Here is a 26,924-nt window from a genome sequence, read left to right on the forward strand (position 1 = left end):
CTCCTGCTAACAATCACCAAATATTTTAGCTGCGCTTGCAGCCAATTCCATAACTTTACTGTGTTGCTTATACAATGTTTTAGCCGGTGCAGTGGGGGGGGGTAAAGAAGTGCCGACCGACAAAGCAAGTGTTCAAAATAACCGGTTCACGTTCACCATAATTTTTCGCGTATGAAAAAGATACTTGTTGCTTTTGACGGAACTGTATTTTCAGAAGGTGCGCTGCAATACGCATTTCATCTTTCAGCCAATGAAAGCGCCATGATCACCGGTGTCTTTATTGAAGATCTCAGCTATGTCGGTTATGCCACCTTGTTCGGTGAAGATTATTTCACCTTCAACCCGGCACTGCTGGAAAAAATGGAACATGAGGATGACCATAAATTAGAAGCGAGCATTGCAAAATTCGAAGGCATCTGTAAAGAGAGAGGGGTTAGCTATCAGGTGCATCTCGACAAAGGTGTGCCGGTGAATGAGCTGGTGCGTGAAAGTTTATTCGCCGACCTGATAGTAATTGGCTACCGAACCTTTTTTTCGAATGTTATGGGCGAAGCCAGTTTTCTAAAGGATGTATTGCTGGATGCTGAATGCCCGGTGCTGGCCGTTCCGGATGACTTTCACCCGATTGAAAGACTACTACTCGCATTCGATGGCAAGTCACCCTCCGTTTATGCAGTGAAACAATTCACGCAACTGTTTCCCGCACTCACGCAGTCATTACCGGCTACCTTATTATCCATTACCAAAACAAAAGAAGAAATACTCGACTACCGGGAATTAATGCTGGAATATGTATCTGCTCATTACCGTACCGTTGATACAGAAAATTTTGCCGGAGAAGCAGACGATGCCATTTTACAGGTAGCGGAAACGATGCCGCATCCGCTGATCATCATGGGTGCGTTTGGCCGTAATGCCGTGTCGCGGTTTTTCTCAAGAAGTGCCGCTTCCAAACTGCTGAAGCATCAATCACTGCCGATTTTTGTGAGTCATAAATAACCGGCCACAGTTGAAAAATTTGTAGGGTAAAAAACTTCACAACACCGGTTTATCATATCAGGCGCACTATAAAATTGAGTACACTCTTTCATGCATGATGCCAGTTGCCTAAGGTTCAAGCCTTCCGTACATCCGCGGGAAAGGAATCGTTTCGCGGACATGCTGCAATTTGCAAACCCATGCAATCAGCCTTTCAAGCCCGAGCCCGAAGCCTGCATGCGGCACAGAGCCAAAACGGCGCAGATCAAGATACCATTCAAAAGCCTGCATGGGTAATTTATGCTCCACTATCTTCTCCATCAGTAAATCAATATCTGTTTCCCGTTCCCCGCCTCCGATGATTTCACCATATCCTTCCGGCGCCAGCACGTCAACACCTTTGGCCCAACGCGGATCCTTATCCCGTTTGAGATAGAATGCCTTTACGGCATGCGGCCAGTTATATACCATTACCGGTACATCAAACAAGCGCGTGATGACCGTTTCATCACTGCCACCAAAATCATTTCCATACTCAAATGTTTTGGCCGAGTTGATCCACTGAGGGATGTTGCGCTCGCTTTCTTCCAGTTCTTTTAACTCACTTTTCAGGTTGTCGATCTTCGACTGGTTAAAGGTGATCTCTCCCTTCTTCATGCCAGGCACGCTCAGCTTCTGTTCCCGTTCGGCGATTTCATTTTTAACGGCAACCATTTGCTCCTGTACATTTTTCAGTTCGACTTCTAAAGAGACAATGGCATTTCTGCCGTTAACATCCTGTTCGCCTTTAATGATGCGCACCGCCTCATCATACGTAAGCCGGGGAAACTTCTTATCCACCAGCTTTTCAAGAATGGCTGTATCGCGCCCGATTAACTTAAACTCGGGAGTACATTCCTGTAATATTGACTTTATGACAAACTTGACCATGGCCTCAATCAGATCCATATTCATGTCGAGATCATAAAAAGCCATTTCAGGTTCTATCATCCAGAATTCTGACAGGTGCCTGCGTGTCTTTGACTTTTCCGCCCTGAACGTAGGGCCGAACGTATAGATTTTCCCCAGGGCCATCGCCATCGCCTCTCCGTATAGCTGACCTGACTGTGAGAGGTAGGCAGGCTTACCATAGAAATCAGTTTCGAACAAAGTGCTTGTTCCTTCCACGGCATTACCGGTGAAGATCGGTGCATCGGCCTGCACAAATCCTTCCAGCTGAAAGAACCGGTGAATAGAAAATATCATGGCATTACGAATGCGCATGATGGCCCATTGCCGCTGTGAACGCAGCCACAGATGGCGATTATCCATCAGAAAATCCACACCATGCTCCTTTTTCGAAATCGGGTACTCCTGCGCTATACTGATGATGGAAACATGTGTGGCATGCAACTCATATCCGCCAATCTGCCTTTCATCCTGCACCACTTTGCCTGTTATCGCGCATGAACTTTCCATCGTGAGTTTCCCTGCATGTTCAAAATCTTTTTCCGACACATTTTTTTCATCCACCACGCACTGGCAAAATCCTGTTCCATCGCGTAACACAATAAAAAAGATTCCTTTTCCCGAACGCTTGTTGGACGCCCACCCTCTTAATGTCACTTGCTGCCCTTCATGCAAAGGCAGGTCACTGATATACACTGTTTTCATGGTTAAAAAAAATTGCAGCTTCCTTGCTGCTGTTTAATTATTTAATATTTCATTGCCGGACCCATCACGCAGATTTTGCAAAATCGCTTTCTGTGATTTCGCTTTCCGATCTCAACACAGTATTACTTCCTTGGCAAGTGGGCGAAATTAACCATTAATTTCTGTACCCTCAGCGCATAAAAACACAACGAGAACGTTGAATACACTATATCTTTACCACCGTTTAACAGCAGATTTTACGCATGCTCAAGCAAGGACAATTCCAGAAGATGTTGCAGAAGCTGTCGCCGCAGCAGATACAGTTGATCAAGCTGCTGCAGGTGCCGACTGACTCTTTGGAAGAACGTATTAAGGAAGAACTGGAGGCGAATCCTGCACTGGAAGAAGGACAGGAAGATGAACGAACAGAAGATGAACGGGATAATGAACAAAGTGAGGAAGATACTGAAACCGCTGAGGACACGGATAAGGAAGAAGAACAGCAGGAAACAGAAAATGAAGTGACCGCCGAAGAAGAGACAGGCAGCACGGAAACAGAAGCAGAGAAAGAAGAAGAAATGACTGTGGACGATGAACCCGATCTCAGCGATTATACAGAAGATGATGATATCGCAGACTACAGGCTGCGTGATGACAACTATCCGGAACAGGATGATAAACGCGTTTTGCCTATTCCTGTTTTCAGAAGTTTTCATGAATACCTGGAAGAGCAGCTGAGCATGGAAGAGCTGGATGAACATCATCACGGACTCGGTGAATACATCATCGGAAGTATTGATGACGACGGTTATCTTCGCCGGCCGCTCGACGCAATGGTGGATGATCTTGCCTTTTCACAAAATGTGACCTGCACGGAAAAGGAACTGTCGGAGATATTAAAAATCATTCAGCAATTTGATCCTCCCGGCACAGGCGCCAGGGACTTGCAGGAATGTCTCTTGCTTCAATTAGGTCGTAAGATCAGCAATCAGCAGGTGCGGGAACTGGCCTTTCGTGTCATTAAAGATCACTTTGATGAATTTGTAAAAAAACATTACGAGAAACTGCAGAAGCAGCTTGATGTGGATGATGAGTTGTTCAGGCAGGTTATTAATACGATCATACATCTCAACCCAAAGCCCGGCAGTGCGTACACCGGCGCCGGCGACCTGGAAAAGATTATCATCCCGGATTTCTTTATCATCAACAATGAAGGCGTGCTCGAACTTTCGCTTAACCAGATGAATGTTCCGGAGTTACGCATCAGCCAGCATTTCCGCGATATGCTGCGCGATTACCAGAAAGGCAATAAGAAAGACCGGCAGCAAAGAGATGCAGTGATGTTCATCAAACAGAAGATTGATTCGGCGAAATGGTTTATTGATGCCATCCGTCAGCGCCAGCAGACCTTGCTGCTCACCATGAATGCCATCATGGAATATCAGTATGATTACCTTATAAGCGGTGACGAAACGAAATTACGGCCGATGATTCTTAAAGATATTGCGGAAACAACCGGTTTGGATATCTCCACGGTGTCGCGTGTTGCCAACAGCAAATACGTGCAGACCGAATGGGGCACCTTACGGCTGAAATCATTTTTTTCCGAATCACTTTCCACTGACAGCGGCGAAGAAGTTTCCACGCGCGAAGTGAAAAAAATTTTACTAGATATGATTTCGGTGGAAAACAAGAAGAAACCACTGTCGGATGAAAAACTAACTGAGTTGCTGAAAGAAAAAGGTTATAATATCGCACGCCGTACCGTCGCAAAATACCGCGAACAACTGGAGATACCGGTTGCCCGTCTCAGGAAAGAACTATAATTACTCACTGTCACCCACCAATCCGTGCAACTTTCTGCCAGGCTCCTTTCATTTTTTTTTCACCCGCTCATCCTGCCCACATATGCATTCCTCCTGATTTGCTGGACCAACCCGTTGTTGTTTTCGAATTATAATGATGAAGCGCTCAGCAAGATTCTGCTTACCGTCTTCATCAACACGTTTCTTTTCCCGGCTATCGCCATCCTGCTTATCTGGCGGCTCGGTTTCGTCAAATCCCTTTACATGGAAACACAACAGGAGCGCCTGGTGCCTTACATAACAAGCGGGGCGATGTATATCTGGACCTATGTTGTCTTCCGCAAATCAGGATTGCCCGAGATCCTCAGCATCGTCATTCTCGGTGCCACCATCACCTTGTTTGCCTGTTTCCTGATCACGATATTCAGAAAGGTAAGTATTCACGCCGCCGCAATGGCCTGCCTCTTCATACTCACTTTTGCCATGTGCCTGCTCTCACAGGCTGATTACAGTTTTTTACTGATAGCAATAGCCATGCTGGCCGGCATAGTTGGCAGCAGCCGTTTGTTGCTTGGTGCGCATGACATCAATGAAGTTTCATTGGGTTTTTTTATCGGTGTGATGAGTCAGCTCGTGGCGCTTAAATTTTATTAAAACACTGTATCCTTATCGAAGCTGAATGATGCTTCCATTTTTTCGCAACTGGCCTGTTACAAACCAATTGGCTGTCATTTTGCCGAAGTCTGAAAACTGTAGCTCGCCCACACACTTTCGTAGTCAGCAGCAGGATTATCCTTCAGCCGGAGCATGTAAACAGTGTGCAGATAATATATGGTGTTTAATGACAAGGTAAATCCGGCCATTCCCTTATTGTCCGTTAACACTGAAATTTCCTTCACGGATCCATCCTCCGCTTTGTAGGCTGCACTGACCCATTGATCCGGTAATGGCTTTCCTTCCCACAAAACTTTTACAACCATGCGCTGATTGGGTTCCATCAGGTACGGATTACTCATGAGCAGTATCTCCAGCCGTTGTCCTACAATTTTATGGTAAAGGTTTTCATTACCCGGTTTGCCGGAAGTGATGAGTGATTTAATACAGCGTGAATAGTTTTCCTTCACTGCGTTTTTCTTCCATTTACTGCTGTCGAAGCGTACCGTAGTAATTTTTTCTTCTGCAAGGTATTTTGCAAATGCGCCCGGCTGCTGTTCTATTGTGGATGCATTGCGCTGCATCTCAATCAGTGCCAGACCTGTAAAATTTGTGGTTGACCGTAGAACAGGCTTAGCACTATCGGCAGCCAATGGCAGCAGGTTGGTTGAATCAACACCTGAATAGAGCATGAAATGCGGCGTCATGCCATGCTGCAATTCCCGTTCGAATTCAAAGTCGAACGGCTCACCTACCATCAGCCGAACAATCAGTGAATCACCGCGCTGAAAGATGAATTGCTGGGGCACTAAAATATAATGATGTGAAAACAGGCAGGCTGCCAGCAGCAGCAAAGTAAACATCAAGGGCAAAGAACGCCGTATCATAGCGGGTGAGTTAAGTGAGAAAAAACGAAAAATACGATGCTCTCTTCACAGATGGCATGCTGTCTCTTTTTATTTCATTTACTTTCGCTGCAACATATTTCGCTACAATAAGTATAATCCTCACCGAAAAACTTCATGCTACCATGAACAGAAACTGCCACCTACTTCTGCTTTTAATGCTCTGTACCTCCACCCTCTTCGCGCAGCAAAACATGAGTTTGCTCGGTAAACTAACTTACTCCAACGACCTTGGCAGCCTTTGGGGTTATGCGGATGGCAATGGAAAAGAATATGCACTCGTTGGCGCTTACAACGGGCTATCCATAGTTGATGTAACGGTGCCGACCAATCCGGTGCAGGTGCAGTTCGTTTCCACCAGCAATTCGTACTGGCATGAAGTAAAAACCTGGAGCCACTATGCTTATGTGGTGAATGAATCCGGCGGCGGCCTGCTGATTGTCGATTTGAATAACCTTCCCAATGCTGTCACTTCCGTTAACTGGACCGGAGGATCGTTAGGATTATCTACGGGGCATACGTTATTTATTGATGATAACGGCATTGCCTATATCAATGGCTCCAATGTCGGCGCAGGCGGTGTATTATTTCTGAATCTCAACAGTAACCCGATGAACCCTACCTACCTGGGATCGTATACAAATGGTTATGTGCATGATTGTTTTGTACGGCATGACACCATGTGGACTGCGCAGATTTACAGCGGCCAGTTTAAGGTAGTGAATGTAGCGAACAAGACCTCACCGGTTATTCTTACTTCACAGTCAACACCCGGAAATTTCACACACAACACCGCATTATCCAATAATGGCAAATACCTTTTCACCACCGACGAAGTCACTAACTCCTATGTAACGGCTTACAATGTTTCCAATTTATCCAACATCAGCGAGACAGACCGTTTTCAGGCCAATCCGGGCACTAACAGCATAGCACACAATGTGCATGTGAAAGGTAATTTCCTGGTGACAGCGTACTACAGGGACGGTGTGGTGATCACGGATGCCAGTGATCCAACCAATCTTATCAAAGTAGGCAACTACGACACTTCACCGATGTCGGGCAATGGCTACAACGGTTGCTGGGAAGCATATCCCTATCTGCCATCCGGCAATATCCTTGCAGCGGACATTGAACAAGGATTGTTTGTTTTAGGCGTCAATTATGTGAAGGCTTGCTTCCTCTCCGGAAAAGTCACTGACTACACAGGAGGAGCCAGCCTGAATGGTGTCACGGTTTCCATTGTAAACGCATCCAATACATCTACCACCACCGACCTGTCGGGCAACTACAAAACAGGTTATGCAACGGCGGGAACATACAGTGTTCAACTATCGAAGTCCGGTTATTATACCAAAACAATCTCCGGTGTTTCACTCGTCAACGGTACGGTGACAGTGCTGAATACCACGTTGAAAAAAACAACCATCCCGCAATGCGTTGTGCCCACCAACCTCTCTGTCGATAATGTTGCGGCCGGTACAGCCACCTTGCACTGGAGCGATGAATACGCGAGCAAGTATACCATTACGCTGAAAAATAATAATACCGGTGTTTCGCAGACACTTACTTCCACAACTAATTCATTGCCGCTATCAGGACTTTCAGCCTGTACCAGTTATAAGTTTAAAGTAAAGGCAAAATGCACCGCCGGTGGCAATACTACCTTTTCACCCTTTTTCACCTTCAATACTACAGGTTCAGGATGCAGGATTACCGGTGAAACTACCGTATCACATTTAACAGGTGAAGAGATGATTGTTTATCCAAATCCTTTCACGGATCAGTTTGAGGTTTCGTTTACACTCGAAACACCGGCTTCTGTGATGTTATCGGTATATGATGCGGCGGGCAGAAGGATAAAAATGATCAGTGATCAGTACGTTGATGCAGGGCCGCAGGTTCTGCAGGTGGATGCTTCCGGCTTCAATGCGGGATTGTATGTTTGTGTATTGCAGGCGGGCGACCGGATAATCATGCGTAAGCTGGTTAAAGAGCAGCATTGAGGAGGAGATGGTCCATTGTCAATAGTCAGTAGTCAATAGTCAGTGGTCAATCGCAAATAGTATAGATTTTTTGATTTGCTGCTGCCCTTTTTAATTCGCTGATGCATCAGCCTGTGAGTCATTGCCTTAAATTGAAAGTCAGGAATTCATTGTGGATTCCTGACCATGTTGGTCTGCCATTTACAAGTTATTGGTCTATCCATCCCTCAAGGCCTTGATTAGGCCCGCAACCGTGGCAATGTTCGCGCAAGCATGGATGAAGATTATTTATTGGGGCGCTGATTTATTTATTGAAAAAAATATCCTCGTTCCATTTTTCCGGATTGCTGATATTGTATGCTGCAATGGTAATACAGGATTGTTCATTGCGGATGATGTGTTCGTAATAATTACGTTGCCATAATTTGCCCATCATTTCATTCATTGATTTGCAGATAACCAAACATGCATTTGAAACCATTGATTAATATGCGCCGGCAATATCACCAACGGTTACATTCTTCAATCCGACACCCGTCGGGGCAATCCATTGCGGTTGCCCTTCTTCGATTTGGGAAGGGGCACGGATGAACCGCACCCCAACGGAATCCATCAATGCAATAATTCCATATACATGGCTGGGCATAATTTGAAAAACATCCAATTCAAAATTTGGAAATCGTTTTCAGTTAGCTTTTAGAATAAGTTGGTCAATATGCTTTTCAACTCCATACTGTTTGGTTTTTTCTGTTTGTCTTTGAAATATATTTGATGCCGTAGTTGGTCTTACCCAAACTGGCAGGAGGCCGGGACCAGCAATGGTGGAAAAAAGATCACTGCATCATGATGCCTGTCAAGATTGGCTTTGATTGCAGGTAACTGATCCGCTTCTGCGTTTCCGGTTATATTGTTTGCTCAGCAGTTTTATCCCGCCGTTGCTTCCAGCTTCAACGCATTCTTAATGATCATCAGCTCTTCTTCCATCTTCTCCACCATACCCAGTAACTCATCTTTATGTCGCACCGGTTCCGGAATTTCGCTGCTGATATAATTGCAGAATTTCCAGACTTCCTTCACCTCCGCCACATCCAGCTCATACGGTTTGTATTGTGTATTGAGTGAATGCAGTTCCAGTTTTTTCTTCTTCCTGAGCTGGTTAAATACATTTTTAAAGACGATACCATCTTCCTGTGTGAGGAGGATATAGGCGTGGCCGTTTTTTATGTCGTGCCAGTTTTCCACATACTCGCCGATTACCCAGCTTTGATCGGGAATGGGCAGCATGGAATCGCCGTCAATCTGGAACATGCGGTACTTGCGGTCGTTGTACAGGATCGGCAGCTGAAACGTAGGCAGCCTTTTGATAAAATCAGGATCTGCATAGCCGTTGCGGTAACCGGCTTTGGCCTTCACGTTTACCGCTTCAATATTTTCATGGTTGTTGCTGTCCACGGTAGTTGCCAGCACACGCAGCTTACTGCCGGTGATGTACACATCATGCCCGCGTTCAAGCTCCGACAGCTGAAAGGCGGATAGCCTGGCAAGATCCATCTTTACCAGCGTGTCAATTGATACTTTATAATACCTGGAAAATCCCATGAGTGCATCGAGTGTAGGATTTTTGACGCTGCCATTCTCATAGCTGTTGAGTGTGGAGCGGCTCATGCCGAGCTCGCGTGCCACGATGTCCTGTGTTTTGTTGCGGCGTGTGCGCAGCAGTTTTACATTTGAACTGAAGACCATAGTTAACTGATTTTTGTTTTCTGACAGCTGGCGTATGTTGCCGCCGAACTTGTTTTTCGAAATTAAGGATAGCTGATGTTTATCTTTTTCATCCTGCAATGGATGTGGTGTTTTATTAACGGCTCCGGGCCGCCAGATCCATTCTCTGCATTGGTTGTTTCTTCTTTGCGCCAGCCGCCTCAAAGTTAAACTCCATCACCTCTTCATACTTTGCAAACTGCTGCGATGCCTCTCTTTTCAGCAGCACCATATTGGCAGCCATAAAGGAAGCGGCATATTCCTGTTCACAAAAAACAGCCGATGCCTGCCTGAATTTCTCCTTATCCAGCCCGCGCGCGATGGCAAGGCAGGATTTTGAAAAGAACCTTGATTCTTTCGGTGAAAGCTGCAATGCATGCTTCAAACCATCCATTACGTTCAGCAGCTCACCGGTGTCCTGCAGTTCAAGGTATATGGTATGAGATGAAACGGTGTTAAAATTTTTTAAGGATATCCGGAAGCTGGTATGGCGTGCCGCAACAGCCGACACCATTTTGATCAGCCCTGGTTCTTTCGTTCCGCTTGCCCGGAAGGTGCAGAGTTGAAGGTGAGGCTTTGATACCACGGCCTGGCAGTGATCGAAATGGCGGTGAAATTTTTTCTTCAGTAACTCCACCTCATGCCTGATGTGTGGCGGCAGCTGGATGGCCAGCAGGTATTGGTATTCTTTCGATGCAGGCACCACTACAGGCTGCACCACCGGATCAGGCCTTGACCTCGCCTTTGCTTCGGCGTCTTCTTCATACATCAGGTAATCCAGCTTATACATCTCCAGCACGTTGATGGAATAGAATCCAAACTCCTCCGCTACTTTGCCTTTGATACGATAGCACCCTTTGCCGCGGAAGGGAAATTTTCTGGTTGCTTCGGGAAAATGGTTGGTATCGAAGAAGCATCCGTTGCGGTCGAGGAAACAGCCGAACATCATGGCATCACCCTTCTTTGTACGCGTTGGTTTATACGTAACATAATAACCGGTGATTTCCACGATTTTGTTTTTGTGGTTTTTCAGATCGGCAGCAAGCAGCAGGTCATCCGTGGCCTTGTGCGCATCATGGGTGGCGGCCGGGAGCTGTATCAGCTCAAAAGGCGAACACAACGGGAAACCCAGTATCTCCTGCTCATCGCGCGGATCGGTGAAGGCATCCTGCGTCAGCTCGGGTAAGGCGAACTTTTTGTTTTCTCCTTCAAACAGTTCCATACGGGCCACTGTTTTTTTATGCTGCCCGAGAATGGTATGAATATCCCAGAGCAGTTGCTGCTTTGTGCGGCCGGTAAAGCGGAAAGCGCCGATACGGATGAGGATGCGGAGCTGATCAACAGCAACAGCAACACGCCGCATAAAATTTTCGAGCGAAGAAAACGGGCCCTTCCTGTTTCGTTCGGCGACGATGTCGTCCTGCAGCTTTCTTTCGAGGTCGGCCACCAGCGACAGCCCCAGGTATATATCGGTTCCGTAAATGGCCGTGAGCTGCGTACTCCTGTTGATGTCGGGCGCATGCACGGTTGCACCACACATGCGCGCTTCATGGATATAGTATTCGGTTCTGAAAAATCCGCCGCCATTGTTGATTACGGCCACCATAAATTCAAGCGGGTAATGGGTTTTGAGAAACATACACTGATAGCTTTCCACGGCATACGAGGCCGAGTGGCCTTTCGCGAAGGCATATCCTCCGAATGTTTCCATCTGGAACCACACATCACTGATCAGTTGTTCGCTGTGTCCTTCCCTGCGGCAGTTCGCAAAAAACTGCTCCTTCACTTCCAGGAATTCCTGCCTGCCCCGGTACTTTCCTCCCATTCCCCTCCGTAGTTTATCGGCTTCGGCGAGAGTGAGCTTGCCGAAATGATGGGCTACCTTGATCACATCTTCCTGGTAAACCATCACGCCAAAGGTGTCTTCCATCAGTTCCCACATGGCAGGGATGGCATCCTTCTTTCCGTGACCGGGATCATGAAAGCGGCGGATATATTCCTGCATCATGCCCGACTGTGCCACGCCGGGACGAATGATGGAGCTGGCCGCCACGAGGTCGAGATAGGTGGATGCGCGCAGTTTGGTAAGCAACATCCGCATGGCGGGCGACTCCACATAAAAGCATCCCATCAGCCGGGCATTTTTCAGGTTCTCCCGCACGGCCTCATCATGCATAAACCGTTTCACATCATGAATATCAATGCGGATCTGTTGATTTTGTGCAACAAGGTCTACGGCATCGCGCATCTTGCCAAGCCCGCGCTGGCTGAGGATATCAAACTTATACAAACCCACATCCTCTGCCTCCAGCATGCTGAACTGTGTAAGCGGAAATCCTTTCGGTGGATTGCTGAGCGCCGTATAACAGGTGACCGGTGCTTCGGAAATGAGGATGCCTCCGGCATGAATGCTGAGGTGAGCGGGAAAATCGTGGAGGAGCCGGGCATACTGATAGATCAGTTGTGTGATGTGGTCTTTAGCCGGCGGAAACAGGCGGGGATTCTGCAGCGCATCAATTTCCGCTTTCGGCAGGCCAAACACTTTTCCCAGCTCACGCACTACGGCATCTGCCTGAAATGTACTGTAGGTACCAAGCAGGGCGGTGTGGTCATTTCCATATTTTGAGAAAATGTAGCCGATCACCTCATCACGTTCATCGGAAGAGAAATCGATATCAAAATCAGGCGGGTTCTTCCGGGAAGCATTGATAAAGCGTTCGAAGTAAAGATCAAGTTCAATCGGGTCAACATCGGTGATGTTGAGCAGGTAAGCCACCATGGAGTTGGCGCCGCTTCCCCTTCCCACGTAGAAAAAATTTTTGCTGCGTGCAAAACGGACAATATCATGGTTGATGAGGAAATAAGCCGTGAACTGCTGACTGCTGATCAGGTCAATCTCCTTTTTAAATCTTTCACGGATGCTGTCGCCGGAAACGGGATAACGGTAATGCATGCCCTCTTCACATAACTGATGCAGCAAGACACGGTCGGCCGATTCGGATCCGGTGAAATATTTCCTGTTTTTGTTTTTGCCAAATCCGAAATCGATGGTTTCACATTCATCGAGCAGCTTCCTGGTATTATAAATGACGGCAGGAAAATCTTTGTACAACAAACACAGCTCCGCTTCATGCATCATGATTTCATCGGCAGGCGCCTGTTCGCTCACCGGCAATTTACTGAGCACGGTATTGTTGTCCATTGCCCGGAGCAGCCGGTGCATGTTAAAATCAACTTTGTTGCGCAACGTGACCGGTGCCAGCAGCACCAGTTTTCCCGGATGATTTTTCCAGGAAGAAAAACGCAGGTGGTTGATGTCGGACGGTTTAATACCGATGAATTCATGTGGATGAAGGCCGGATGCCGTAAGGGCAACCTCACTCCGGATAAGGTTCCCGGAATTTACTCCGTTACGAACGGATGCATAAGGATAAATGATAAAGGCGTCCGTAAAAGCGGGGGCGCGATCCGGCACCTGCGCTGCTTTACCGGTGAGGCCTGTCTCGCCTTCGCTCAGGCACTTCGACAGAAAGGTGTTTAATTCAAAAAAGCCATGGTGATTCCTGGCAATGCCAATGAACTGCTGCTGAGCGCCCCTTCTGAAATCAATGCCTGCAACGGGTTGTATGCCGCATCTGCCTGCAAGGCGGTGCATATCGAGGATGGCGGAAGTATTGTTGATGTCGGTTACTGCCAGTTTGCGCACACCTTTCTCTGTTGCTTCTTTCAGCAGGCTTTCCGGACTCATCGTCCCGTATTTGAAGCTGTAATAGGTATGGCAGTTCAGGTACATGTGGCAATTATTAAAGCAATACAGGATGCAGCCCGGCAGGCAGATCCGTTTCAACCCCGGGATGCCGGCAGTTTTTTTCATCCGGTTCAACGGCAAATTTTTGCAACCCCTGCGGGGCCTGTTTCCTTTTCATCTGTGTTTTACCATCCTTTGCAGCACCTTGCTCAGACCTTACGCGCACCGTCACCGGCTGGGCCGGGTAACGGTGGCGCTCAGGTCATGGCTACACTTTTATTTTGTATGCCTGCCGCCACGTTTTTGCGGATGCCGTTAAACGGGTTAAAATCGCGCAGGCGGAATCCCAGGCCCGTGGCACGCTGCACGGCATGATCGCCGTAACGGCGGCGCATATTATCCATGGCCTGGTAAAGGCGGATCATCTCCGGGGAATCTTCAAACAGGTTGATCTGGTAACCGCCGCCTACAAGGTGGCTGCACCGGACTCCCACCAGCCGGATCAGCATGCGGCGGTTGTAGAGCTTGTCGAACAATTCCTTTACCCTTGGTATCAGGTGATGATCGCAATTGGTGTAAGGGATGCGGCACTGCATGGTATGCGTATCAAAATTTGAATAACGGATCTTCACGGTGATGCAGGAGGAGAGCCTCGTCTCGCTGCGCAGCTGCAACGCCAGCTTTTCCGTCATGGTGACGAGCAGTGATTTCAGTTTTGTTACATCAATAGTATCCTGGTCGAAGGTTTCTTCCGATGAAATGGATTTGCGTTCGCTGTAGGGAATCACCGGCGTATCATCAATGCCATTCGCCTTCTGCCAGATGGTGATACCATTCTCCCCCAGCACATCGCGCATCAGTTCCACGGGCATCTGTTGCAGCGTATGAATTTTTTCCACGCCCATCTGCCGCAGCACGTGGTAGGTTTTCTCTCCCACCATCGGAATCTTGCTGACACTCATCGGCGCCAGGTAGGTCTTCTCCGTGCCGCGATCCACCTTCTTACTGCCATTGGGTTTTACATCATCCGTTGCCACCTTGGAAACCGTCTTATTCACTGATAAGCCAAAGGAACTCGGCAGCCCTGTTTCCTTGCGCACCTTCTGCCACAGCTCCGTGGCCCATTTGTAACAACCGAAAAACTTATCCATGCCCGTGAGGTCGATATAAAACTCATCCACCGATGCCTTTTCATACAGCGGCACATTGTCGCGGATAATTTCCGTTACCTCGTCCGATTTCCTGGTGTACATCTCATAATCGCCATGCACGATCAATGCTTCGGGGCACAGCCGTTTGGCAAGTTTGACAGGCATGGCGGAATGAATACCATACCTGCGGGCTTCGTAACTACAGGCCGCCACCACCCCACGGTCGCTGCTGCCACCTATCAGCACAGGCTTGCCATTGAGGGCAGGATTCATCAGCCTCGACACTGCTACAAAAAAGCAATCGAGATCCAGGTGTACAATCGTTTTATCGGGAGCAATAACCATGACTACATTACAATCAAAGTGAAGGATTGTAATTTAATCAATAGTTTCAGAAACGGAAAAAATAATTTACAGCAAAAAGAAAAATTGTTGCCGGAAAGCATGCTGTGTATATCACCGGTAAAAAGGCGGTCAGCCGCAGGGCTGCCGTCATTCACCCGTCACTGACAAATACAATACAGGGCTATTTTTTCAGAAATATTCTTTTCTAATTACTTTCGTGGCGGTTAAAAAACAGTTCGCCTTATACCCGGCACGAACTGCGGTTTCAATCATTCATAGCAAAATGCATTCAATATCCACTTCATCAAATAAATCCAGCATGAAAATCACTCTCTCCGGCAAACATAACCTTCTGATGCTGCCCGTTCTCTTCCTGTTGCTGATGATCTCAATTAGCCAACCTGCCGTAGCGCAGACTGCATTTATCGGCGCCGAGATCCGACCGCGGTTTGAAGTACAGTATGGTTATCGTTTTCCGCCGGATACCAGCAGTACGCCACAGATACTGGTAACGCAGCGCACCCGCCTCAATGCAGGCTTCAACAGCGAACGGTTCAATGCATACATCAGCATACAGGATGCGAGAATATGGGGTGATGAAGTGCTGGTATCCGATGTCCCTTCCTTCGGCATGCATGAAGCATGGGGGCAGTATAATTTCACCAAGCATGTTGGGTTGAAAGTCGGCCGCCAGGAATTTGCTTACGACAATAAACGAATGCTTACCGATGGCGCCTGGATTCAAATAGGCCGGGCCTATGATGCCGCCACACTTAAAGTCAACCTGGGCCAGGGATGGAAAATGGATGTTGCGGGTTCTTACAATCAACAGGTCAACAACTATTTTGGAACCTTCTATAACCTCAACAATCCCAAAACCCTCGATTTTATCTGGCTCAATAAATCGAAAGTTGACAGCAATTATAAATACAGTGCTACCTTAATGGCCATGGGTGATGGCTATCAGACTCCGGATACAACCGGCGTTTACATGCGCTACACCTATGGTGTAAATACCAGCTTCGATCATCATAAATGGGGCATCAACCTGGAAGCATACGGGCAAAGCGGAAAAACGAGGGCCATCAATCAGAGCGGTAACATCGTACCCGATTCTTTTCAAACCGTTAAGGCTTATATGTTTTCTGTAAATCCATGGCTGCAGGTAACGAGCAGTTTCAGGGCCGGCATTGGTATTGATTACTTATCAGGAAGCGATGCCTTGCGGGATTCATCCGAAGGCGGCACTACCAACATGTTCAATTTCCAGTATGGAGCAGCACACCGTTTCTATGGCAAAATGGATATCTTCTTTAACCTGCCGCAGGGAACGCGTAATGCAGGACTGGTAGATGCATACCTTAATGCCAAGTACACCTATAAGAAGTGGGACTTTAACGGTGAGTTTCACCGTTTCCATTTGCAGAACAATGTGGAAGATGTGGAAAACCCCGGAGAGGCGCTTGATAAATTCCTCGGATCTGAACTGGATATAATTGTAACCAGGGAACTCAGCAAAGAAGTGAACCTGAATACAGGCTTCTGTTTATTCTTCCCCACCCGTTCACTTGAATTTGTGAAAACGGCCACTTTCTCGCAGATTGGAAGCCCAACAGTAACCGGCGCCTGGTTTTATGTAATGCTCACCTTCAAGCCAACCTTCTTCCTGAAATCATAAACAGCCATGCAGGTTATGCTGCCGGCTTTGTGATTTTCCTGCTGAGTTAACCTGCCCGGCTGGTCTGCAGCCATGGTAACCCATTGCACTTCATGTATGGATTCCGCTGCCATGCAACAGCGACAGTGCATGTATTTGCATCCGAACATTCATTTTTGTTATTCATACAAGATGCTTTAATTTGCACACATTAAAATTCATCTCATGAACAAATACGTTACCCTCACTGATAAATTGAAAGGTTATTCGTTGCTGGCCGGTTCCATTATTGCTTCATCATTTGCCGCGCAGGGCCAGATCATTTACACCGATATCAATCCTGATGTGGAATTAGGGGGCAGCGTTCCCTCATCTTATCCTGAAGTTACTACCTATGGCATCGACATGAATAATGACGGTCATGTAGAATTTAAGGTAACGATGAACCTGAAAGCTCCTTTGGGTACCAATTTTTCATTCAATGAAAAGATTGATGCGGGTTCCAATCCCAGTAACCTCATTCATTCCTATACCATAGAATACGTTCCGTTCGCCTTTAAAGATGATTGTGGCGACAGTATTCCGTTTGGTCCGTCGTTCTATGGATTTATCAATGTAAATTTTGCCTTTCAGACGGCAGGCGCCGTTTCCTATATCTGGAATAATCAAAGCGACCGTGCGCTCGGCCTACGGTTTAATGATGGTACTGACTTCTATTACGGCTGGGTCAGGCTCGATGTGAATACCAATGGCACCGTTCCCAACATCGTAATTAAAGATTATGCTTATGAACAATCGCCGGGTGTAAAGATTGCGGCCTGCGATACCGGAAGCGGGCTGCCGGTCAACATTCATCAGCTATCGAAAGCAAAAGACATGGTGGTTTATCCCAATCCATCCAAAGGCAATGTTGTGCTGAAACTGCAGGAGCCTTTAAAGGGAAATACTGAAATTACGGTGAAAGATGCATTAGGCAGAGAAGTGTATGCCACGAAAGTGAACACGGCATCGCTGCAAAAAGAACTGCCCTTTGACTTCACGCATTTTGCACCGGGCACTTACTTTATTCAACTGGTTTCCGAAGCAGGTTCCTATACTGCAAAATGGATCAGGCGATAGCTTAAGAAGATAGACTCCGTAAGCTATGCCACACAGGATATTCCCATCAATCATCTCATCTGAAATTTTTTTTATCATTCAATTCATCACCGCTCCTGCAATAAGCAAATAATGCTTCAGGCAGCATAAAAACAAAACTTCAAACACTTTGAGCAACCTTACCTCCCGACTGCTGACGCTACTGGCACTCCTGATCTTCTCTACCGGTGCTGCCAATGCACAATTTGAATACATCTCTCCGAAGAACGGTTCCATCAATAACTTCCGCGATGCGCACATGATTTTGCGCAATGGCGCACTGATGAATGCATCATCCGTGTCAGCCGACAAGATCATCCTGAGCGGTTCTGAAAGCGGAATAATAGCCGCCAATGTGGTGCTTTCCACCGACGGCAAAACCGTTTGCATTACACCATCGCTGCCATTTAAATATGGTGAAACGGTTGATGTAACCGTGCTGGACGGGTTGAAAACCCTTTCCGGTGAATCGCTAACAGGAACAACCTTCAGCTTTTCCATCCGCAAGCAGATGACGGCAACGCAACAACAACAATTAGAAGAATATCTCGCTACACACGATGATGGCGGTTATCTGCTAAGCGAACCACGTGAGTCCATTTATGTTCCGCATAATAATGCAACGACCCGCGACAACACTTTTGATTTTATCAATATTCTCACCAACAACAGCGCGGCACTTGCCCCCGGTGAATTGTTTTTTCACAGAAACAGCGGCGCATCACCCACTTCTTCATCAGGCATCGGTTATGGTATCATGACTTCCGATGCAGACTCTGTCTTCTACCGTGCCTCCACTTCCGATGGTTCAAATTTTCATGTCAACCTCAATGGCGACCTAACGGCACTCCGGCTGGATGCCAATGTAGATACCGGAATCATCGTAATGGATTCGTCTTATAACATTACTGATGTAGTGCATTGCAAAAACGGGCTGGCACCCAGTCAGCATGAGCAGTTATTTTTTCCCGACGGATCGAAGTGGTTCTGTATCTATGACTGGCAGGCGGGATGGGACTTATCACAGTATCCGGGAGGAAGCAGTTCCTGCACGGTGAATGTATCATGGATTCAGGCAGTGGATGGCAACGGCAACGTAACTTTTGAGTGGAGAACAGATGAACATTTTCTGCCATCCGATGCAACGCCTGATATCAGCTTGGGCACTACAACAGTTGACCCATGGCATATCAATGCCTTTTTCAAAGATAACGACGGCAATCTTATCGTCTCTTTACGCAACATGGACAGGATCGTGAAAGTGAAGGTCAGCAACGGAAGTATTCTCTGGCAGTGGAAGGGGCTTAAGTCCACCGACATTGATAACAATGTAATCATCACTTCCAATGATCCCAATGGAGGCTTCAGCCATGCACATAATGTGCAGCGCATTGCCAACGGTCATATCCTGATGTTTGATAACGGCAATTCGCAACCTTCTCCCAATCAGCGTTCGCAGCCAAAAGAATATATACTGGACGAAACCAACCTTACCGCCAACTGTGTATGGTACTATACGCATCCGCAGGTGAATGGATTTAACATGTACACCCGCAACCAGGGAAGTGTACAACGTTTTGCCAACGGCAACACACTTATCGGTTATGGATTGCCTGACAAGCAGGGATTACCTAACGGAGGGGAAATTGATGCGAACGGAAATATTCTTTGGGAATTCCGCTTTAAAGACTCTACCGAATACACCTACCGGCTGTATAAGACAGCATGGGATCCTAATGTTGGTATTGCTGATGTGAAAGCTGACAGGAATCAGTTGCAGGTTTATCCGAATCCCGGAAACGGGTTGATTGCCGTAACAGCAAATATTCCTGCTGCCGGAAAGGTAACCATCTCCGTAGTGAACCTGCTCGGCCAAAAGGTCTTTACCACCACTGAAAAACTACATGCCGGACTGAACACCCTTTCACTTGATCTTACTGCATTGCATGAAGGAATATATGTGCTTGATATGGTGGCAGGAAAAATGAAACTGGAGCAGCGGCTGGTAATTGAGTAAGGCTTAGCAGTTGAATTAACCGATTATTCTACTGATTGCGGCGAAGCGGGAACAGAGCATCCTGCTTCGCCGCAATAATTTTACGCTAAAGTCCGGCAGTAGGGCACCTTTTTATTATCTCCCTCTTAAACAGTTGTCATTCATGCTATACCGGTCGTGAAGCTTCCTGTGAAACAGGGAAGAATTATTTACCTTCGCGCGGATTTTTTACCCTGACAACAGCTTACATCGGCAATATGATTTTAACACGGAGGCATTTTGCACATTGCCTGAAATTCCATTTCCTTTCCATTGCCTTGCTTATTGCCACCAACGGCGCCGCACAGGTGCTTGACCTCCCTTCAGCAACCAACTTTGTTAAAGTGGGCGATCTTGATGTATCAGGCAACCAGATAACCGTGGAAGCGCTGATTAAATGGAGCGGAAATTCCGGTGGCAATGATGTAGTGAGCAAGCACACGAATCCTTTCAACGTCAACTACCTGCTGCGGCCATTGACCTTTGAGCTGACTACCTATGTGAGCGGTAACAGCGGGCCGACGCAATTCATGCAGATGACGAATCCGTTTGCACTGGTGGTGAATCAGTGGTATCATATTGCAGGAACATACGATGGCAGCTTTGTACGCTATTATGTGGATGGCTGCCTTGTGATTGAACTGCCTTTCACCGGCAATCTGTGTCAGAATAATCTGCAAACCGCCATCGGCGCGCAAAGCACAAGTCAGTCAGAGCAATTCATCGGCAAGCTGGATGAAGTGCGTATCTGGAACGTTTGCCGCAGTGCTTCAGAGATAAAAGCCAACATGCTGGACCTGCCGTCACCGGCTACACAAGCGGGCTTGCTCGCTTATTATAAATTTGATAATGACCTGGTCAATGTGCAGGGTAATGCAACCTACGACGGCGTGGCGGTCGGATCGCCGCAATACCTTGTTGAAACCGTTGCCATCGATCCCATCGCCATCGACAGCGTGACGGTGACACCTGCCACCTGCAATGCCATTGCCGATGGCAGCATCACCATCTATGCCAGCAATGCTAACCTTCAATATTCTGTTGACGGTATTAATTATCAGAGCAGTTCCTTTTTCCCGAATATGGCAGCAGGGTTTCATACCGTATTTGTGAAGTCATCCGTTGGATGCATCGTTGACAGCACGATTGAAACAGGTATCGTTTACCCGCCAACGCTGCTATCTGTAACAGCTGCTATCTGCGATGGAGACAGCTACCTGCTGCCCGGTGGAAATACAATAACTGTTTCAGGCATCTATAAGGATACGCTGTATGCAAGCAATGGCTGCGACAGTGTGATTATCACGACCACATTAACGGTCAATCCCGTCACCAATCAAAATATTGCGGCAGCCATCTGTCCGGGCGGCAGCTATATTTTACCGGATGGCTCCAGTACTGCGCTTGCCGGCATTTATCATGACACCCTTTCTACATCCACCGGTTGCGACAGCATCATCATTACCACGCTCACGGTTTTACCGGTTACTACGCAAACAATGGTGGTGAGCGTATGCAATGGCGACAGCTATTTGTTACCATCCGGCAATACGGTGAGCGTTAGTGGCATTTATCATGACACACTTACCGCGTCAACAGGTTGCGACAGCATATTGATCACTGATCTTTCCGTGCTGCCGGCCATCATACAAAACATTTCAGCATCTATTTGTGATGGCGAGAGTTACCAGTTGCCATCCGGCATTTTCGTGAATACAACCGGCATCTACACCGATACCATCTCCTCCGCCATTGCCTGCGACACCATTTTCATCACCAGCCTCACAGTGCATGCGGCCTTAACTGACACCTTCAGCCTGATTGGCATTACCTGCAACGGTGCTGCCGATGCCACAGCACTCATCATTCCCTTATCAGGAACAGCTCCTTATCACTACAATTGGGGAATTGCATCTGCCGCCGATACCAGCTTCATGGAAAATCTCCTGCCGGGAAGTTATACTGTTTATTGTACCGATGCCAACGGATGCAAAGACACGGTATCGTTTGAAATTACCGAACCTGCTTTGATGGCAGTCGTTACCACCTCCACGCCATTATCTCAATGGCAGTCCGGCGATGCCACGGCAACAGCAACAGTAACCGGTGGTGATGTTCCTTATGAATTTGTATGGAATTCTGAGCCACCACAGTTTTCATCAATGGCCAATGGCCTGCCTGCAGGAACTTATTATGTGGAAGTGAAAGACGCAAACGGTTGCATCATTACAGACAGTGTTATGATTGAAGAATCACCTGACCTGCTGGCCGTACCCAATGTGTTCACGCCGAACGGTGATGGCCTGAACGATTTTTTTCTGCCGCATCTGTTAAATGTTCAGCGCTTTGAGATGCAGATCTTCAACCGTTGGGGAAAGCTTGAATATGCGGCAACCGATCAGCAGCCCGGCTGGAACGGAAAGAATAAAGGCGCAGAAGCAGAGACCGGTATTTACATGTATCATATCACTGCAACATTCCTGGATGGCACCACGGTGAACAAATCAGGCAGCGTGATTTTGCTTCGCTGATTTTTAATAATGCATGCCTGGAAATACCATTTGGCTTTCTGCATTATCATCCTTCCGGTTTTGCGACACGCTTACGAGGTTCTTCCGCTCATTTACATAGTGCATTTAAGCGCTATTCTTCACGCAAATGTTCACGTAAAGTTACCGTACAACGAAGCGTGGCATTTTATTCTTCCTGCATAAAAACAATTGATGAAACATTCCTGATAAGCCCTGCGCCAGACTTTAACCAGTGCAGTTTTACTTAACCTTCAGCATTTAGTTCCGATGAGAAAATGCATGCTGACAAGTGACTACGGAAAGATCATATGATAGAATTTTTTATAAATTGCATCAGTCAGTCAGTATATAGCCGGCATCAATCTCTCCGTAAAGAATCAATATGAATCCTGCTTATGATATTGCCATAATCGGAGCAGGCGCCATGGGCAGCGCGGCAACCTATCACCTGTCAGATTCAGGTTTGAAAATTCTGGTGCTGGATAAATTCACACCACCGCATGCCTTCGGCTCATCACATGGTCAGACAAGAATTATCCGTGAAGCATATTTTGAAAACCCGCTGTATGTGCCACTTGTGCAGCAGGCTTATGTTTTATGGGATAAGCTTGCATCGGCATCCGGCAAAAAACTTTTCTTAAAAACCGGCGGACTGATGTTAGGGCATAAAGACCAAAAAGTTTTCAGTGGTGCGGCACACAGTGCGCAACAATTCGGCATTGCCTGTGACTTACTTGATCAGGCACAGCTACAGCGGCAATTTCCTGTAATGAAAACAGATGCCTCCACCGTGGCCTTGCTGGAAAAAAATGCCGGCGTGTTGTTTCCCGAAGAATGTATCCGGGCACAGTTGCAGTTGTCGGCAAATCCCTTTGTCGATTTTCACTTCCATGAACCGGTGGTTACATTGGAAAGTAAAGGTGATGTGGTTACCATTCACACCACACAATCGACCTATACGACGCGCAAAGTAATTATCAGCAACGGCGCATGGATTACTGACTTGCTGCCTGCCCTGCAACTGCCTTTGCAAGTGAAAAGGCAGGTTTTGTTCTGGTTCGCCTGCAACGCAGCAGCGGCATCACAGTTTCAGCACGGCCGTTTTCCGGTATTCATCCGGGAATATGAAGCAGGTAAAATGTTCTATGGATTTCCCGATCTTGGTAATGGCATTAAGATCGCCATCCATCACCGCGGGCAGCTCACCACGGCGGATGATCTTCAGCGGCATGTTGATGCGAAAGAGATACAGGCAATCACCGAACTGGTGAATTATTATTTCAATGCAACACTCACCTGCATCAATGCAACGGCTTGTATGTACACCAATACGCCGGATGAACATTTTATCATTGACTATCATCCTGATCATAAAAACATCATCCTGGTGAGTGCCTGCTCGGGACATGGTTTTAAATTCAGCAGCGCCATCGGAAAAATATTGCGCGAAATGGCAATGGAAGAGCCGCTGAGTTTTGATGTGACACCTTTCCGGCTGAATAGAAACTTCACGTGAAAGGCCGTCGCAGAAAGGCAACCACGGATATTCAGTATATTCGGTTCACGTAAAAAATCAGTTTATGCAACCCATTATCCTGATTCCCGGCATTGAAGCAACCGCTTTGTCAAATGCCAACACTTTCGATTTTGCCACAGTATGGAATGCATACGATACCATTGGCACTGCGCTCGCCACCAAGGTAACCGGACCTTACATATCGGAGCGGCTGCAACTGAATGCCTTGTATGATGAGAATGTGCAATCGCTGATTGAACGAAACCACATGGCACGCCTGCCTTATGAACGGTCGGTGGTGAACCTGGCAGCCAAGCTCAGCGAAAACGGTGATAACAGCCCGATCTACCTGTTCGGTTATGACTGGCGTCTTTCCTGCGTGGTGAATGGAAAACGGTTATATGAATTCACGCAATACCTGAAACAGAAACTGGCAGTCAACAAAAGTGATCCGTGTGATGGATTTCGCTTTCTTACCCACAGCATGGGCGGCCTGATTTTTTCGTGTTACCTCGCCGAGCTGAAAGGCAAATACAATGACATTGCAAAAGCCGTGATCACTGCGCCGCCCTTTCGCGGATCACCTTATGCTCTCATACACATGATTAAGGGAGATGGCGGAGTGAAAAGCCTGCTCAACAGCATCTTTGGCCGCAATGAAGATATCCGTAAAGTAGTGCGTACCTACCCTTCCATTTTTGAATTGTTGCCGTGGTATGACAGCTCCATTGTAACAGAAGACGGTAATAAGAACATTGAACTCACGCAGTTCAATCAATGGCAATCCAATGTGGGTGACGATGATCCTGACTTGTTCAGGGCACGGCTGAAAGACCTGGCCGATTTCCGGTGGAATAAAATGTTTCAGCTCCATAACCTGCCGGAAGAACTGCGCACGAGGATGATCATTCTGGCCGGTTCGGGTGATGATACCGTAACACAATTGCAGGTAAGGAAACAGGAAGGCAAGATCAGCAACTTTGTAATCATAGATGATAAACGCTGTGTCAAAACAGGGCAGGGTGACGGCACGGTGCCGGTTCCAAGTTCAACCGTGTATAAAGACAGCGTGAAGACGCTGATCATTTTTAAGAAAGGCCTCTTATCAGAACCGGTGGATCATCTCGATTACCACGGCCTCTTTCTTCGCGATAGCAGGGTACAGAATATTGTGCAACGTTTCTTCACCATGAATGTACTATCCGCCAAACTACGTGATGGCGCACTTGCTACACTGCAAGGGCCGAATCCAAACTGGTGGAAATCCATCGGTGATACGGTGGTGAATGCATCGCCTTTCTGAAACAATATTTCATTCAACAGGCATCGTCACCGGATGAAAATCCGCAACGTCGATTTTGTTTGATCAGCAATTATTGCACGCAAGGATTTTACTGAAGCAGGAAGATGCTAATTGCAGCCAGCATGGCCAAGCAGCCAATAGAGGAACAGGAAAACGATAACTGTTCCGAAGCATCCGCCGCCCCATTTGTAAGCGCCGTATCCGGCCAATAAAGTTCTGAGCCAATTGGGCATTGTTTCGTGTTTGATGGATGCATAAAGTTAAGATCATGCTGAGCATTTCAAAACAGTGGTGATTGAGAGGCAATGTCAGAAATTCATGGCCTGCATATTTATCCTACAGGGAAAAACTACTTTCCTTTCATTCAAGATGTCAATAATTTGATACACAGACATTGCATACACTCACCAATTCAAAATTTTACTTTTACCGGCAATTGCCATGATGCCGGTTATCGCACTATACAGGCAGGCCTTCAGCAACCTGCAGAAAAATATCTGGATGCTATCCATAGCCATGTTTATCAACAGGAGCGGATCGATGGTATTGCTCTTTGCTTCCCTGTACCTCACCAACGACCTGCACTTCAGCATCAGCGATGCGGGTATCATCATGAGTTTTCTTGGTGCCGGCAGCATCCTGGGCAGCTATGCCGGCGGCTGGCTGACCGACCGTAAAAATTATCACGACATCATGATGCTGTCCCTTACGGGAAGCGCCTGCATTCTGTTGCTGATGTTGCTTTTTACAAATGCGATTGCCATCGCGGCCATCATCTTCTGTTATTCTTTCATGGCTGATATGTTCCGGCCGGCCAACGCTGCAGCCATCGCTTCCTTCACCAACGCACAAAACCGTACACGTTCCATTTCACTGGTGCGGCTGGCGGCCAACCTGGGGTTTACCGTCGGGCCGGCCATTGGCGGAATGGTGGCGCTGCACCTCGGATATAAGTGGCTTTTCATCATCGACAGTATGACAAGCCTCACCGCGGCACTGATGTTATGGTTATATCTTCCGCGTCAGCAGGCCATTAACACAACACATAACAGCACGGTATTAAATGATGCGGGCACATCGGCTTACCGTGACTGGAAATACCTGTTTTTCATCCTGCTCGTTGCATTATATGGCATCTGCTTCTTCCAGATAATTGCCACCATACCACAGTTTTTCAGCAGGCAATGCCATTATTCAGAAGATACCATTGGCTGGCTGCTGGCCATCAACGGGCTGATGGTAGTATTGATAGAAATGCCGCTCATCACTGCACTGCAGCGGCAGAAAAATATTTTCCGTTTCATCATCGGCGGTACGTTGTGCATACCCGTTGCTTTTGCCATGCTGCTCACCGGACATTGTGTGCTGATCTGGCCGGTCATCTATATCCTCATCCTTTCCCTGTCAGAGATATTTGCCATGCCGTTTATGATGAATCATGCTTTGTCGCAGCCATTGAAAGAACGGCAGGGCCAGTATGCCGCACTCTACTCCATCGCATTCGGCATCGCACTGATGACAGCGCCGCCTATCGGCCTCGGCATAGCAGACCATTTTGGGTTCGATGCAACTTTTTATTCACTCAGCATACTCAGTGTGGCCATAGCCATAGGATTTGCCTGGCTGAAAAAACAACTGAGTCATCAGCCGCCCAGGGTACAGGAAGGTGAAAGCTGATCAACAGCTCTCGGAAACAGGTACTGTTTCCATCTATGAAACGTTTGATTTTATGAATGACATAGCATGATGATTATGCATTGACCATGTATTGTTTGCTATGC

General features: G+C 47.3%; 17 protein-coding genes. 11 read left to right on the top strand and 6 right to left on the bottom strand.

Annotated features, from left to right (window positions below):
- Positions 1-171 precede the first annotated feature (171 nt).
- The gene (locus tag K1X61_02810) at positions 172-999 is read left to right on the top strand and encodes a universal stress protein (GenBank protein MBX7107556.1); all 828 of its coding nucleotides are present in this window, start codon (positions 172-174) and stop codon (positions 997-999) included.
- A gap of 108 nt (positions 1,000-1,107) precedes the next feature.
- Here the strand turns inward: K1X61_02810 and K1X61_02815 are convergent, their stop codons facing one another.
- Complete coding sequence (locus K1X61_02815) at positions 1,108-2,631, bottom strand: asparagine--tRNA ligase (protein MBX7107557.1); 1,524 nt, start codon at positions 2,629-2,631, stop codon at positions 1,108-1,110.
- A gap of 242 nt (positions 2,632-2,873) precedes the next feature.
- Here K1X61_02815 and rpoN point away from each other — a divergent pair, with 242 nt between their 5' ends.
- Both rpoN and K1X61_02825 read left to right on the top strand, forming a co-directional pair.
- Positions 2,874-4,436, top strand: a complete 1,563-nt coding sequence (gene rpoN, locus K1X61_02820; GenBank protein MBX7107558.1) for an RNA polymerase factor sigma-54 — start codon at positions 2,874-2,876, stop codon at positions 4,434-4,436.
- Positions 4,437-4,460: 24 nt separating this feature from the next.
- Positions 4,461-5,069, top strand: coding sequence for a hypothetical protein (locus K1X61_02825; protein ID MBX7107559.1), 609 nt, complete (start codon positions 4,461-4,463; stop codon positions 5,067-5,069).
- Positions 5,070-5,143: 74 nt separating this feature from the next.
- Here K1X61_02825 and K1X61_02830 read toward each other — a convergent pair whose 3' ends face one another.
- Complete coding sequence (locus K1X61_02830) at positions 5,144-5,956, bottom strand: DUF4198 domain-containing protein (GenBank protein ID MBX7107560.1); 813 nt, start codon at positions 5,954-5,956, stop codon at positions 5,144-5,146.
- Positions 5,957-6,132: 176 nt separating this feature from the next.
- Here K1X61_02830 and K1X61_02835 point away from each other — a divergent pair, with 176 nt between their 5' ends.
- Positions 6,133-7,980, top strand: coding sequence for a choice-of-anchor B family protein (locus K1X61_02835; protein MBX7107561.1), 1,848 nt, complete (start codon positions 6,133-6,135; stop codon positions 7,978-7,980).
- Between the two features lie 463 nt (positions 7,981-8,443).
- Here the strand turns inward: K1X61_02835 and K1X61_02840 are convergent, their stop codons facing one another.
- From K1X61_02840 to dinB, 4 genes are all read right to left on the bottom strand, one after another.
- Positions 8,444-8,605 carry a hypothetical protein gene (locus K1X61_02840; GenBank protein MBX7107562.1) on the bottom strand — a complete coding sequence of 54 codons (162 nt, stop codon included), beginning with the start codon at positions 8,603-8,605 and terminating at the stop codon, positions 8,444-8,446.
- 278 nt (positions 8,606-8,883) lie between these two features.
- Positions 8,884-9,702 (bottom strand): helix-turn-helix domain-containing protein, encoded by an 819-nt coding sequence (locus K1X61_02845; protein ID MBX7107563.1) that lies wholly within the window; start codon positions 9,700-9,702, stop codon positions 8,884-8,886.
- 115 nt (positions 9,703-9,817) lie between these two features.
- Positions 9,818-13,594 (bottom strand): DNA polymerase III subunit alpha, encoded by a 3,777-nt coding sequence (gene dnaE / locus K1X61_02850; protein MBX7107564.1) that lies wholly within the window; start codon positions 13,592-13,594, stop codon positions 9,818-9,820.
- 131 nt (positions 13,595-13,725) lie between these two features.
- Positions 13,726-14,964, bottom strand: a complete 1,239-nt coding sequence (gene dinB / locus K1X61_02855; protein MBX7107565.1) for a DNA polymerase IV — start codon at positions 14,962-14,964, stop codon at positions 13,726-13,728.
- Positions 14,965-15,283: 319 nt separating this feature from the next.
- On the opposite strand from dinB, the gene K1X61_02860 reads away from it, so the two are divergent.
- The 7 genes from K1X61_02860 to K1X61_02890 all read left to right on the top strand — a co-directional run bounded on the left by K1X61_02860 (position 15,284) and on the right by K1X61_02890 (position 26,820).
- Positions 15,284-16,642: an alginate export family protein gene (locus tag K1X61_02860; GenBank protein ID MBX7107566.1), complete on the top strand. Its 1,359-nt coding sequence runs from the start codon at positions 15,284-15,286 to the stop codon at positions 16,640-16,642.
- A gap of 204 nt (positions 16,643-16,846) precedes the next feature.
- On the top strand, positions 16,847-17,740 hold the full coding sequence (locus K1X61_02865) for a T9SS type A sorting domain-containing protein (protein MBX7107567.1): 894 nt from the start codon (positions 16,847-16,849) through the stop codon (positions 17,738-17,740).
- A 148-nt stretch (positions 17,741-17,888) separates the two neighbouring features.
- Positions 17,889-19,775, top strand: a complete 1,887-nt coding sequence (locus K1X61_02870) for an aryl-sulfate sulfotransferase (protein ID MBX7107568.1) — start codon at positions 17,889-17,891, stop codon at positions 19,773-19,775.
- Positions 19,776-20,011: 236 nt separating this feature from the next.
- Positions 20,012-22,324, top strand: a complete 2,313-nt coding sequence (locus K1X61_02875; GenBank protein MBX7107569.1) for a gliding motility-associated C-terminal domain-containing protein — start codon at positions 20,012-20,014, stop codon at positions 22,322-22,324.
- Positions 22,325-22,706: 382 nt separating this feature from the next.
- On the top strand, positions 22,707-23,840 hold the full coding sequence (gene solA / locus K1X61_02880) for an N-methyl-L-tryptophan oxidase (GenBank protein ID MBX7107570.1): 1,134 nt from the start codon (positions 22,707-22,709) through the stop codon (positions 23,838-23,840).
- A gap of 64 nt (positions 23,841-23,904) precedes the next feature.
- Positions 23,905-25,143, top strand: a complete 1,239-nt coding sequence (locus K1X61_02885) for a hypothetical protein (GenBank protein MBX7107571.1) — start codon at positions 23,905-23,907, stop codon at positions 25,141-25,143.
- Between the two features lie 441 nt (positions 25,144-25,584).
- Positions 25,585-26,820 carry an MFS transporter gene (locus K1X61_02890; protein MBX7107572.1) on the top strand — a complete coding sequence of 412 codons (1,236 nt, stop codon included), beginning with the start codon at positions 25,585-25,587 and terminating at the stop codon, positions 26,818-26,820.
- Positions 26,821-26,924 lie beyond the last annotated feature (104 nt).

This window comes from Chitinophagales bacterium (assembly GCA_019694975.1).
Taxonomy (GTDB): domain Bacteria; phylum Bacteroidota; class Bacteroidia; order Chitinophagales; family UBA10324; genus JACCZZ01.